Annotated in this window: 11 protein-coding genes; 6 read left to right on the top strand and 5 right to left on the bottom strand. The window is 59.4% G+C overall.

The window, feature by feature from the left end:
• Nucleotides 1-218: 218 nt before the first annotated feature.
• The 6 genes from ABEA58_RS00555 (at nucleotide 219) to arsJ (ending at nucleotide 7,444) form a co-directional block, all read left to right on the top strand.
• On the top strand, nucleotides 219-869 hold the full coding sequence (locus ABEA58_RS00555) for a TetR family transcriptional regulator (protein ID WP_345547795.1): 651 nt from the start codon (nucleotides 219-221) through the stop codon (nucleotides 867-869).
• A gap of 314 nt (nucleotides 870-1,183) precedes the next feature.
• Entirely contained in the window at nucleotides 1,184-3,289 is a 2,106-nt protein-coding gene (locus ABEA58_RS00550) for a carboxy terminal-processing peptidase (protein WP_345547793.1), read from the top strand.
• 122 nt (nucleotides 3,290-3,411) lie between these two features.
• Nucleotides 3,412-4,227, top strand: coding sequence for an exodeoxyribonuclease III (gene xthA, locus ABEA58_RS00545; protein ID WP_345547792.1), 816 nt, complete (start codon nucleotides 3,412-3,414; stop codon nucleotides 4,225-4,227).
• 305 nt (nucleotides 4,228-4,532) lie between these two features.
• Nucleotides 4,533-4,892: a metalloregulator ArsR/SmtB family transcription factor gene (locus ABEA58_RS00540; protein ID WP_345547790.1), complete on the top strand. Its 360-nt coding sequence runs from the start codon at nucleotides 4,533-4,535 to the stop codon at nucleotides 4,890-4,892.
• Between the two features lie 86 nt (nucleotides 4,893-4,978).
• Nucleotides 4,979-5,980, top strand: coding sequence for an ArsJ-associated glyceraldehyde-3-phosphate dehydrogenase (locus ABEA58_RS00535; protein WP_345547788.1), 1,002 nt, complete (start codon nucleotides 4,979-4,981; stop codon nucleotides 5,978-5,980).
• A gap of 234 nt (nucleotides 5,981-6,214) precedes the next feature.
• Entirely contained in the window at nucleotides 6,215-7,444 is a 1,230-nt protein-coding gene (arsJ, locus tag ABEA58_RS00530) for an organoarsenical effux MFS transporter ArsJ (protein ID WP_345547786.1), read from the top strand.
• 63 nt (nucleotides 7,445-7,507) lie between these two features.
• Here arsJ and ABEA58_RS00525 read toward each other — a convergent pair whose 3' ends face one another.
• The 5 genes from ABEA58_RS00525 to gspL all read right to left on the bottom strand — a co-directional run bounded on the left by ABEA58_RS00525 (nucleotide 7,508) and on the right by gspL (nucleotide 12,773).
• Complete coding sequence (locus tag ABEA58_RS00525; protein WP_345547784.1) at nucleotides 7,508-9,661, bottom strand: hybrid sensor histidine kinase/response regulator; 2,154 nt, start codon at nucleotides 9,659-9,661, stop codon at nucleotides 7,508-7,510.
• A 182-nt stretch (nucleotides 9,662-9,843) separates the two neighbouring features.
• Nucleotides 9,844-10,047, bottom strand: coding sequence for a DUF2788 domain-containing protein (locus ABEA58_RS00520; protein WP_345547783.1), 204 nt, complete (start codon nucleotides 10,045-10,047; stop codon nucleotides 9,844-9,846).
• A 270-nt stretch (nucleotides 10,048-10,317) separates the two neighbouring features.
• Nucleotides 10,318-10,590 (bottom strand): acetyltransferase, encoded by a 273-nt coding sequence (locus ABEA58_RS00515; RefSeq protein ID WP_345547781.1) that lies wholly within the window; start codon nucleotides 10,588-10,590, stop codon nucleotides 10,318-10,320.
• Between the two features lie 275 nt (nucleotides 10,591-10,865).
• The gene (gene gspM / locus ABEA58_RS00510; RefSeq protein ID WP_345547779.1) at nucleotides 10,866-11,354 is read right to left on the bottom strand and encodes a type II secretion system protein GspM; all 489 of its coding nucleotides are present in this window, start codon (nucleotides 11,352-11,354) and stop codon (nucleotides 10,866-10,868) included.
• 51 nt (nucleotides 11,355-11,405) lie between these two features.
• On the bottom strand, nucleotides 11,406-12,773 hold the full coding sequence (gspL, locus tag ABEA58_RS00505; RefSeq protein ID WP_345547777.1) for a type II secretion system protein GspL: 1,368 nt from the start codon (nucleotides 12,771-12,773) through the stop codon (nucleotides 11,406-11,408).
• Between the last annotated feature and the right edge of the window lie 11 nt (nucleotides 12,774-12,784).

Below are 12,784 nucleotides of genomic sequence, written 5' to 3'. Positions count from 1 at the left end.
TGTTCTTTTAGACAGGTTTGAATGGTTGATTTTGCACGCATTCTATCTGTGCGCCTGTCATCCCTGCAAGTATTCATTCATGCATGAATATGGATTAGACTGCCGCCCCGATCGCCTGCGGCAAGCGCAGCGCGGGAGCGGCACAACGCTGCGGCCACTGCTGCCGCCGGCCGTGTGCCAGGGAGCCTGGTGAGTTAAGAGGGGAAATTGTCCAAGTGGTGAGACGCAGAAAAGAAGACGCACTCGAGACCCGTGAACGCATTCTGGATGCGGCCATCACGGTATTTCACCAGCAGGGTGTCGCCCGCCCCTCGCTGACTGAGGTGGCCGAACTCGCCGGCGTTACCCGCGGTGCGATTTACGGGCACTTCCGCAATAAAGCCGACCTGTTTAACGCACTGGCGGAGCGGGTACAGCTGCCCGGCGAACAGCTCTGCGAGGGTGCCGGTGCCAGTGACGACCCCTGTCTCAATCCCCTCGGGATTCTGCGCACTCGCTGGCTGTGGCTGTTTCAGGAAGTGGCCAGCAACCGGCAGTGGCAACAGATTCTCGACATCATCATGCACCGCTGTGAACTGGTGACCGAAAGCGGCGAGATTCGCCAACGCATGCTCGATTGCCGCCAGGATGCCGTGGCACGTATGCGCCAGCTATTGAGTGACGCGGTTGCCCGGGAGCAACTGCCGGCAGACCTGGATGTGCATTTGGCGGCCACCATACTGCACGGGGCATTTCTCGGCCTTTTGGATGATTGGCTTCTGCAGCCGGATGAGCGGGACCTGGCCCAGCTGGGCGAGCGCTGTATGGATACCCTGATCGAGATGCTTATGTACTCCCCAAGCCTGCGCCTGCCGAAAGTGGCTCAATAGTCATGAAGCCGGGGCGGGTAAAGCCCCTGCCCGCTGTGCAAATTATGGTCAGCCAAGTCTGCTGCGCGCACCCTGTAGCACGCACATCACAGCAAGGCGGTTGGAAAACAAATTTACAAACCGCAGTCAGCGTGCAAGTTTGTTTTTCTTAACACGCGCCCCTGACACCATTCATCTCGTATTCGTGGCAATTCATGCCCTTTGGAGCTTTCAGCCTTTATACTTGTCCTAAGCTATAAGTCGCCATGGCTATGCCCTCTGGGTATACAGTCATTGGGCGCAATGAAGAAGTAGGACGTATAAAGAGACTCCTTATGCTGACCAACCGGATCGCCACGTTTTTTTCAGGATTGCTGCTGACAGCCCTGACGGCCCTGCCCTTTGGTGCCCTGGCCGCAGAGGACGCGCTACAGCCAGAAGACGACCACGGCGGCACCGCCCGTGAGATCGTCGGCAAACTGGAAATGCTGCATTACAACAAGCTGAAAGTCGGCGACGAGATGTCCGCCGATCTGTGGGATGAGTACATCGACACACTCGACCCCACGCGCAGTTATTTTCTCGCCTCGGATATCGCCGAGTTCCGCCAATGGCGCGACAAGCTGGACGATCAGCTGCGCGCCGGCCAGGTCACTGCGGGTTTCAACATCTATAACCGCTACCGGCTGCGTATGTCGGACCGGCTGGAAAACATCCTCTCCCAGTTGGAGAAGGGCCTGCCCAAGTTCGATTTCACCCGCGACGAGAACCTGCTGCTGGACCGTGAGGACAGCGCCTGGCCAGCCTCCATCAGCGAGGCAGACGAACTGTGGCGCAAGCGCCTCAAGTCCAGCGTGCTGAACCTGCGCCTCACCGGCAAGACAGACGAGGAGATTCAGGATCTGCTGACCCGCCGCTACCAGGGGCAGGTCAAGCGAATCGGCCAGCAGAACAGCGACGATGTGTTCGAGCTGTATATGAACTCGCTGACCCGCCTGTACGACCCGCACAGCAACTACCTGTCGCCGAGGTCGCTGGAAAACTTCAATATGAGCATGTCCCTCTCCCTCGAGGGCATCGGCGCGGTTCTGCAGATGGAAGACGAATACACCAAAGTCGCCCGTCTGGTGGCCGGTGGGCCCGCCGATCGCAATGGCAAGGTCAAGCCGAATGACAAGATCGTCGCCGTTGGCCAGGACAAGGAAGGTGAAATGGTCGATGTCGTGGGCTGGCGCCTCGACGATGTGGTGGATCTGATCCGCGGCTCCGCCGGCACCTATGTCCGCCTGGAAACCATACCCGCCGGCGGTGACGGCAGCCACCGTACGGTTCTGATCAAGCGCAGCAAGGTCAAGCTGGAAGACCAGGCAGCGAAAAAAGCCACCTTCGAGTTCTCTGATGGCGACCAGACCTTCAAGATCGGCGTGATCAACCTGCCCACGTTTTATATCGATTTTGAGGCCTATCGCCGCCGCGACCCCAACTACAAAAGCACCACGCGCGACGTGGCGCGCCTGCTTAACGAGCTGAAAGAAGAAGGGGTCGACGGCATTATCCTCGACCTGCGCAACAATGGCGGCGGCTCCCTGCAGGAGGCCACCATGCTCACCGACCTGTTTATTGACCAGGGCCCGGTGGTGCAGATTCGCCATGCCAACGAGCAGATCTCGCGACACAATCGCTCCCGCTCCCGGGCCATGTACCGCGGGCCGCTGATGGTGCTGATTAACCGTCTGTCCGCCTCGGCGTCGGAGATCTTTGCCGGCGCCATTCAGGATTACAATCGCGGCCTGGTGGTGGGCAACCAGTCATTCGGAAAGGGTACCGTTCAGACCATGGCGCCGCTCAAAGAGGGGCAGCTGAAAATTACCCAGTCCAAATTCTACCGGGTGTCCGGCGACAGCACGCAGCATGCCGGGGTAACACCTGACATTCCCATGCCCCAGCTGATTGATGCGGAAAGTGTCGGCGAGAGCGCCTACGACTCCGCCCTGCCCTGGGATCGTATCCACGCAGTGCCGCACGCCAAATACTTCAACCTGAAGGACCTGCTGCCGGACCTGATCAGCAAGCATACCCAGCGCACCGCCGTCGATCCGGACTTTGTATTCCTGCGCGAGCATTTCCGCCTGGACAGCGAACGCGCCGACCGTAAATTCGTATCGCTCAATGAAATGGCCCGCGAGCAGGAGCGTGAGGACCTCAACCAGCAGATGCTGGTGCTGGAAAACCGCCGCCGTATCGCCAAGGGACTCGAGCCGTATGAAAACTTCGAGGCCTACGAGAAGAGCGAGTCCGAAGACACCACTGCCATTGGTGGCCCGGTGGAGATCAAGCTGGAGAGCGATCCCATCCTCAACGAGGCAGGCTACATCATGGCCGACTTTATTGGCCTGTCCGAGAAGATCGCCAAGACGCCGCCACAGGTTGCCAACTTCTGATCTTCATTCCCCGGCTGGTCGGTGAAATCCCGGCCAGCCGGGGGAAATTTCCGTATAATTCGCACACTTGAACGCCACACAGGCTGGGTACACCCGGCCTTTTTTATTTTTGGGGGAGAGAAGTGAAAGTCGTTTCCTTTAACGTCAACAGCATTCGCGCGCGCCTGCACCAGCTGGAGGCGCTGGTCGAGAATCATGCGCCGGACATCATCGGCCTGCAGGAGACCAAAGTGACCGACGAGGAGTTCCCCGTGGACGCGGTACGGGACCTCGGCTACGAGGTGATCTTCTTTGGTCAGAAGACACACTACGGCGTCGCCATGCTGTCCAGGCTGCCTTTTCTCGAACGGCAGTACGGTTTTCCCGGTGACGACGCCGAGGCTCAGCGACGACTGGTGGCCGGCAAGTTCGACATTGGCGCCAGTGAGCCCCTGACTGTGATCAACGGTTACTTCCCCCAGGGGGAAAACCGGGAGCATCCAACCAAGTTTCCGGCCAAGCGCAAGTATTACGCCGACCTGAGCCAATACCTGGACCAGCACTGCAAGCCCGAAGCCCCAGTACTGGTGATCGGCGACATGAACATCTCGCCCACAGACCTGGATATCGGCATCGGCGAGCCCAACCGCAAACGCTGGCTGCGGGACGGCAAGTGCAGTTTCCTGCCCGAGGAGCGGGAGTGGCTGCAGAAGGTCGAGGGCTGGGGACTGGTCGACACATTCCGCCAGCTGCACCCCGAAACCAGCGACATCTTCAGCTGGTTCGATTATCGCAGCCGCGGCTTCGACCGGGAACCGAAGCGCGGACTGCGCATCGACCTGATTCTCGCCAGCCAGCCCCTGGCGGGATGCTGTATCGATGCCGGCGTTGATTACGATATCCGCGGCATGGAGCGCCCCAGCGACCACGCCCCGGTGTGGGCGAAATTCCAGCTCTAATTCCAGCTCTAAAGCCTCGGCAGCGGAGCCGTATGCGGGCGCCATAACGGCGCCCGCCCGTCTTTCCAGTTATTGGGCTGGAGTTTTCACCGCAGTAAACTCGCAGCACTACACTTCAGCGCAATAGGCTCCACCGCAGCCTCCAGCGGCTGCCATCTCCCCCCACCTGTCCCACATATCTGGTTAGATATTTTTCGATTCATCGCTACCTGCGGGCCATATCGCGTTCGCCTGTTTGCTCTTCCATACATACGCGAAGACGCATATGATCCCGCTTGGTCACATTATCCCCGGCGATCCATTCCATGGAGCCCATCGAGCTTTATAAACATCTTGGCGAGGAGACGCGCCTTAGAATCCTGATGCTTGTCGCCGCAGAGGGAGAGCTGTGCGTCTGCGAATTGACAGCGGCCCTTGCGGAAAGCCAGCCCAAGGTTTCCCGCCACCTGGCCCTGCTGCGCGCCGCGGAATTACTCGATGATGAGAGAAGGGGGAAATGGGTCTTCTACCGGCTTGCCAGCGGCCTCGACGACTGGGCCAGATCAGTTTTGGCAGCCACCCTTGAGTCAGCGTCCAATACCTTTGCGCATGACCGACAGCGGCTCGCACGCATGGGGGCGCGGCCCGAGCGGGCGCGGCTTTGCAGCAACACACGATTTGGGTAACGGTCACGATTGCGTGACAGCGCATGGTGCGGCACACCCACATTCGCGCTGGATACACAAACACTGATTAGAGCAGAGAGGAACTCATGGCGATCAAGATCGGCATCAACGGCTTCGGGCGTATCGGGAGGCTGGCGCTTCGCGCCGGCATCGACAACCCGGCACTGCAGTTTGTGCATATCAACGATCCGGCGGCGGATGCCGCCACCCTCGCCCACCTGCTCAATTTTGATTCCGTTCACGGCCGCAGCCCCCGGGAAGCGATCGCCGATGGGGACACCATTGCGGTGGCCGGCCACCGCATCAGTTGCTCGCGAAACCTCACCATTGAGGATACAGACTGGTCCAGCTGTGATCTGGTTATCGAGGCCTCGGGCAAAATGCGCGAGCGGCAGCTGCTGGAGTCCTATCTTGAGCAGGGCGTCAAACGCGTGGTGGTGACGGCGCCGGTTAAGGCCCCGGATGTATTGAATATCGTTCTGGGTGTCAACGACGACCTCTATGACCCCACGCAGCACAGGGTTGTGACCGCCGCTTCCTGCACCACCAACTGCCTGGCACCAGTGGTCAAGGTGCTGCACGAGCGGCTGGGCATCCGCCATGGCTCCATGACCACCATCCACGACATCACCAACACCCAGGTGATTCTGGATGCGCCGCACAAGGATTTACGCCGCGCCCGAGCCTGCGGAATGAGTCTGATTCCGACCACCACCGGCAGCGCCACCGCGATCACGGAGATATTCCCCGAACTAAAGGGGCGGCTGAATGGCCATGCGGTGCGGGTGCCCCTGGCAAACGCTTCGCTGACCGATTGCGTCTTCGAAGTAGAGAGAGAAACCTCTGTCAGTGAGGTGAACGCGATGCTGCAGGAGGCCGCGGCGGGCGAGCTCTGCGGCATCCTTGGGTACGAAGAGCGGCCACTGGTGAGCATCGATTACCGCACCGACCCGCGCTCCGGTATTGTCGATGCACCCTCCACCATGGTGGTGAATGGCACCCAGGTAAAACTCTACGTCTGGTATGACAATGAGTGGGGTTATGCCAACCGCACTATTGAGCTGGCGCAGCGAGTGGCCAGCGCCTAGCCTGCCCACCGCTGACACCGGAGTGCCTGTTGGGGGCGGATATCGGCGGTCCCTGAGAGTGCCTGTGGCGGCTGCCTGGCGAAAACTTCCTGCCGGTATCGTCACGCATTGCCAGCGGCAATTTTGCGCTTTTCCAGCCGGTGATTGCCGCCTGACGCCAGTCACCCGCCATAACCGATTAAAACCACTTTCGCCACTATCTCCACCACTATGCCCTCCAATATGCCCGCCAATATGCCCACGACTATGCTCGCTAATCTGCCCTCCGCGCTTCGCCAGTATCTCGTTGTTACCGCAAACTACTGGGCCTTTACGCTGACCGACGGCGCCCTGCGTATGCTGGTGGTGCTGTATTTTCACGGCCTTGGTTACAGCCCGCTGCAGATCGCCCTGCTGTTTGTTTTCTACGAGGCGTTCGGCGTGGTGACCAACTTGCTCGGCGGCTGGCTCGGCGCCAGGGTCGGTCTCAATCGCACCATGAATATCGGCCTCGGCCTGCAGGTATTGGCGCTGGCGATGCTGCTGGTGCCGCAACCACTCCTTGCTGTGCCGTGGGTAATGTTCGCCCAGGCGCTATCCGGCATCGCCAAGGACCTCAACAAGATGAGCGCCAAGAGCGCGATCAAATTGCTGGTGCCGGGTGACCAGCCGGGGCGGCTGTATCACTGGGTTTCGCTGCTCACCGGCTCCAAGAATGCCCTTAAGGGCATTGGCTTTTTCCTCGGCGGCCTGCTGCTGGCAACAATGGGTTTTGAGGGGGCGATCGCATCGATGGCGGCGGCCCTGAGCCTGGTGTGGGTCGCCAGTCTGTTGCTGCTGAAACGCGACCTTGGCCGGGCCAAAGTAAAGCAGAAATTCCGAGATGTGTTTTCCAGCAGCCGCGGGGTCAACCTGCTTGCCGCAGCGCGGGTTTTCCTGTTTGCCGCCCGAGATGTCTGGTTTGTGGTGGCGCTGCCGGTTTATCTGAGCAGCCAGTTTGACTGGAGCCACTGGCAAGTGGGGGGATTTCTCGCCTTGTGGATTGTGGGCTATGGCATTGTGCAGTCCCAGGCACCACGGCTGACCGGCACGGCGCCCGACGGCCGCAGCGCCTTCCACTGGGCGCTACTGCTGAGCGCAATTCCGGCCTCAATGGCACTGCTGCTGGCCAGTGAACTGCCGGCACAGCTGACAATCATTGTGGGGCTTTTGCTGTTCGGGATGCTGTTTGCGGTGAACTCGGGTCTGCACAGTTTCCTGATTGTGCATTTCGCCCGCGAGGACGGCGTGTCGATGGATGTGGGGTTTTATTACATGGCCAATGCGGCCGGACGACTCGCGGGCACCGTCCTCTCCGGCTGGCTGTTCCAGGCTTATGGCCTGTCAGCCTGCCTGTGGGTTTCCGCCCTGTTCCTCGTTGTGGCGGCCGCAATTTCCCTTGGGCTGCCCCGCAACGAAAGCGACAAGCAAATTGGTCCCGGCTAGAGGTTGCCCTTTGAGTAAATAGTTTACTAAATGGTCAACCAGATAGCCGGTTCAGTCACCGGCTCAGTCGTCGCCGAGCCAGCGCTCGAGGGTTTCCCGCAAGGGGTCCTTGGCCAGCGGTTTGGTCAGGTAATCGTCCATGCCGGCGGCCAGGCAGCGGCCTTCAAACTGCTCTTCCGTGGTGCTGGTCAGGGCAATAATCGGCACCCGGTCCTCCGGGGTATGCTCTGACTCCCAGTGCCGCAGGCTTTCAATAATTTCCGCACTGTGCTCGGTATTCTGCTGGCAATCCACCAGTACCATGTCGTAAGCACCTTCGGGCAGCTGCTCCAGGGCATTCTCCACCGAGGAGGCAACATCCACCCGGTAACCCAGTGCCTGCAGCATCTCTTCGGTGACACCCTGGTGCTGGCGGGACTCCTCGATCAGCAGCAGGTTGCGCTGTCGCGGTGATACGCCACTGCTGGAAACAATGCGCCGGCTCGGTTTCTTGGCGGCACCAAACAGGCGATTAATCAGCGCGTCATGCAGTTCCTTGCGGGTCACTGGCCGGCCCAGATAAACCGCCCCGGGGACCGCCTGCATCAGAGGCGCAAACTGCGGTTTATGCCCGTAGCCACCCAGACAGATCAGCGGGCAACCCTCAACGTCGACGCCATCGCGGCCGAAGATGCCGGCGATGTCTGTCAGCAGGGAGTCGTCACCCATCGCCGGGGCCAGCAGGATAAGCTGGCGCCTATCAATAGCGCGAACGACTTTGTCCTCTTCTTCCTGCAAACAACCTGGCAGCCACTTCAGACAGGTAACCTCCATACCGAAGGAGCGCAGCACCTGAGCCAGCCCCGAAACAAACAGGCCCTTCTGGTGCAACAGCAGCACCTCGCAGTCCTGCAGTCGGCGGTCGGGGGTGAGATAGACCCGCTGATTGGGCTCCATCTCGAGCTTGATTTCCACGTGGTAGCGGTTGCCATCCGCAGAGGAGTGCAATTGCAGATAGCCACCCATGGCTTCAGCCAGGCCTTTGGCGATCGAAAGCCCCAGCCCCGTGGTGACCTGGGTGGTGTCGAGTCGTGAGAAGGCGCCGAAAAGTTCGCTTTCGTCCGGCAGAATCTCGCCGCGGCCATCATCCACCAGACTGATGGTCAGCTGGCCTTCCCCCTGGGTAATGGGGCGGAAACTCACCTGCCCCAAAAGCTCACCAACCTGGGCGATAGCGGTGGCGGAGTCCACCAGGTTGCGGATCAGCTGGGCGGTCTTGCGATTATCCCCAATCGCCATCACCGGCAGGTTGTCGTCTATCTGGAAATTGAACTCCAAACGCTGCCGATGAGCAGCTCGCGCGGCAAATTTGAACGACTTTTCGATGGTTTTAACCAGATTGAAGGAACCGTGGCGCAGGCGGATATCCTTGCGCGCAACACGGGTGAACAGTCCCACGTTGTCGACCAGCTTGAGCTGTTGGCTGCCCGCATTTTTCGACAACTGCACCCACTCACGCTGACGCTGCGACAGCGGTTCGGCCTCCAGCAGCGCCAGAGCGCCGAGGGAGTCCGACAGCTGACTGCGAAACTCCTGACCGATATTGGTGACGAATTCATTGGTCAGCTCAACCGCTGCCTCGGAGTGCTTTCGCGCCGCCGCCAGGTTGCTGGCCCGAGTCTGCAGGTTCTGCATTGCCGACAGCCGATCCCAGTAGTTTTCGGAATCCCGTCGCCCCTGGTGCACCGTCAGCCATACAAAGGCAACCGTCAGGAAGCCGTAGATGGCGCCGAGAACATCACCGGAGATAAAGGCCATCAGCGATGCCGGCAGCAGTGAGGCGCCGATAAACCAGCCCAGAAAACGGTAGTAGGGAGAGAAAACCGAGGTGACACTGGAGCAGAAAATCACCGTATAGAGCCACAGGAAGTGGGTCTCAGGGGCGAAACCCAGCAGCCACACATGGCAGAGAAGAATCAGTCCCCACCAGAGCGCACCGGCGGTAGTGGCGAGGAAATAGCGGTGACGCCAGCGATTGGGGCCGGTGGCGTAAAGGGCGGCAAAGCGAAACACATAATAGCCGCGCCACAGTGTGAGCAGCACCAGGCCAATGCCCAGCATAAGCAGCAGTCGCGGCGCCACAATGCGCAGGTCGCCAATGGCGATTGCAACCACAAACGCAATCAGGGAAAGCAGCATTCCCCGGCGGCTGTACTTGGCGATACGCGTATCTGTCACACGGCAGACACGACGATCTTTTTGAACCTTTAGCTCGGGACGATCAAATATGGGCATGAATCCCTTCCCAATGCGCAGTTTACCCCGTTCCGCCGTCGCGGAAGCTCTTCAGGGAGACCCGCAACAGTGCGATGTGAGTTTCCCACACCCACTATCTCGGGGCGGTAAACCGCGGTGGTTGATTAGCCGATACCCATCGCTTCGACGAGGACGGTCTTGATAACGAAACCGAGCAGACCGAAACCCAGGGCAATAAAAAGAATAAAGGTGCCAAAACGCCCCGCTTCAGACTCTTTTGCCAGATTCCAGACAATAAAGACCATAAAGAGCATCAACCCGCCAACCCCAAGCCAGAGGGAATACTCTTCAAACTGCTCAAACGACATGTAACTGCCCGCTTAAAAATTGGCGCGCATTTTACAGGGATATTCATGAGGTGAACAGCGCCAGTGCCCGACTGCCCTTCAGCCCGATGCTGTCACCGCCCAGATCTCCCCCGTGAGCAAGGGGCAGATTCAAATTACCAATGTTTGGGCCAACCGGTTTCGGCCCACCCGGTTTCAGCCACCCGGGCTTGAACTTTCTTCAGTGAATCAAGCCCTTGCTTCGGGCTTAAAGTCTCCTGGCCCCGGTCACCGGGTTCGAGCCTCCCGGCTTCAGGCGCCCTGGTAGTAGTCGCTGTCTTCCGCCGCCCTTGTGCCGCAGCGCAGGCGGCGCACTTCCCGGTCGCGGTAGCGGCTGTCATGCCAACAGCGCGGCAGCGCCTCTCCCGACAGAAAGCTAAGCTGGGTCTTGTCGAACACTTCCGGATCCTGAATCTCTTCGCCCCAGAGATAGCGGCCCACAACCGTCAACTCATAGGGATTGGAGAGTGTGACGATATCGGCGACTTCGACCAAGTGGCTGGTGGCGGTATCTTTAAAGAGCATATTGGCACCTATTTCTTCAAGCTACCTTGAGTATAGGGCCCTTCGGGGCAATTTATGCCAGATACGCGCAGGACAATCACTGAGCGCCAAGACACGCGCCCAGCGAAAAAAGTTCTAGAAATTAGATCAACCTAAAGCCTTATACAGATCAAAGGTCAATTAAATCGAATTATCGGGCAAAAAACCGGCTCAAAAATCGCTACCGACCGATCCGTATGCCGGTAGCCATGGGGATCTGTGATCACGGGCTGCTAGCGGCGGGAATTACTGTGCAATCAACCTTCCAGTGCCAGCCGGGCGGATACCACCCCCTCCTCACCGACGCTATCCAGATTCACCGTATGGATACTGATGCCCTGCTGCAGAAGGCTGTTCATCCACAGCTGCAGATCCTGATAGCGCGCCCGCTCGATCCACAGGCGAACGCGCCCTTCACCTTCCGGCTCAAAACGCTTGATGGCGATTTTGCTGCGGCCGGCTTCCGCAGTGACTCTCTGCAGCAGGGTGCCACCAGGGCCGGCCGGCTCACGAGATGCGCCAATTTGCATCAGTAATGGACGCTTGCTCTCCATCCACTGCAGCAGTTCCTGGGCGCCCTCTGCGCGCATCTGGGCCCCATCAAAATAGTGCTTGGCGGGTAAAAAGAGTCCATAGATGATAAAGAGACCACCGAGGAAGATACCCAAAAGACCCAGCGCCTTTTGATCACCCGGAGGCAGGCTTTTCCATTTCTGCTCTAACTGCTCTAACTGCGGCTTCATCATTGTTTTACTGTTTTATTTATCGACTTCGCTCTATCGAGCGGACATTCGCCTTCAGCGCAGACGGATCCGGCCGGAAACGCCCTCTTCCAACTCGTTAGCGGCCAGCAGTTCCGCTCGTACCTTGCCGGCAGAAAGTTTGCCGACGGCGTTATCCAGATCGGTCAGATTTTTGGCTTGCAGCTGCAACACCATATCGCCGCGATTGCCATCAAACCGCAGGGACTGCAGCCTCAGTCCTGTGGGCCCCTGGCTCCAGACCCGGCCGAGCTCCTGCATCATACCGACAAAAGCATCGCCATTGCCGGCAGACTGGCGAAGGTACCCCTCCACCTGCCGGCGAATATCTGCACCGGGCGTATCGTTGGGGAACAGCTGGCTAAACAGGGCCTCCGCCTCACTCTCCACACTGGCGGCGCGCCAATGAAAATAGCTGCCGGCAACCACAAAGCCGAGTAATTGCAGCACAAAGCAGGCCGCCGCCACTCTTGCGGGCCAGCGCCACCAGTCCGCGGCGGCTGCGCTCTCGTCTGGCTTGAATTCACCGGTCAGCAGGTTGGCGAGTTTCGCGGACTTGAGATTGGAAAGCAGCAACGCCTCCGGCGCCCCCTCGAGGAATGCAACGCGGTCATCAAACAGTGTCTGAAGCTCGGCCTCGAGCATCCCCGCCGCATCGCCGAGCACTTCGAGCGCGGGGGTCACTGGTACATCCGCGCCGGCATCGGCAGCGGCGGGGCTGGTCGCCAGCCCCTCAACAACAGGGTTCAGGTACTCCCTGCGCATCGAGACGCCACGCCCTTCGCCGAGCCAGAGGTGGGCGTGGTCGCCGTCCAGCCACAGCCGATTGACACTCTCGTCTCCTCGATCCAGAAGCTGGTATTCCGGAATCACCGCGTGCATGGGCCAGCCGAGCGCACCAACAGCCTCATGTATGAATGCCATGCGCTCACGATCCACCGCATAAACCGTGCATTGCCCGGCGCGACGGGGCAGGCAGACAAAGTGCAGATCCTCGACATCACCAGCAAGGCGCTCTTCCACCATATAGCCTACGGCGCGAGGCTGGCGACGGGCAGCTTTGGGGATGCTCTCGACACCACTCCAAACCCAATGGCCCGGCAGCAGCAATATGACTTTGTCACCCTGTGCTATTGCCGGATTCTGCAGTGCCTCCGCCGAATCAGCAGTGGCCTCGGAGTTGGCCTCGGAGTTGGCCTGAGAGCCACCGGCTTCTGGCTCCTCCAGGTTAAGTTGCCGGCCAAAAGCTTCCGGCAGGACACACTCTCGCCAACCAGCACCCTGCCACTGCTGTAGTCGCAAATCGCTGGCGGCCCCGGTATCCACGAGTCGCAGCAACCGAATCTGCCCCTGGGCGGCGGTTACAGAACTGGAAGATGACTTGGAATTTTTTCTTATAACCATCTGATTTAATA

This window comes from Microbulbifer aestuariivivens (assembly GCF_039545115.1).
GTDB lineage: Bacteria > Pseudomonadota > Gammaproteobacteria > Pseudomonadales > Cellvibrionaceae > Microbulbifer > Microbulbifer aestuariivivens.
The sequence above is the reverse complement of the archived record's forward strand: the minus strand, read 5'-3'. Positions and strand labels throughout refer to the sequence as shown.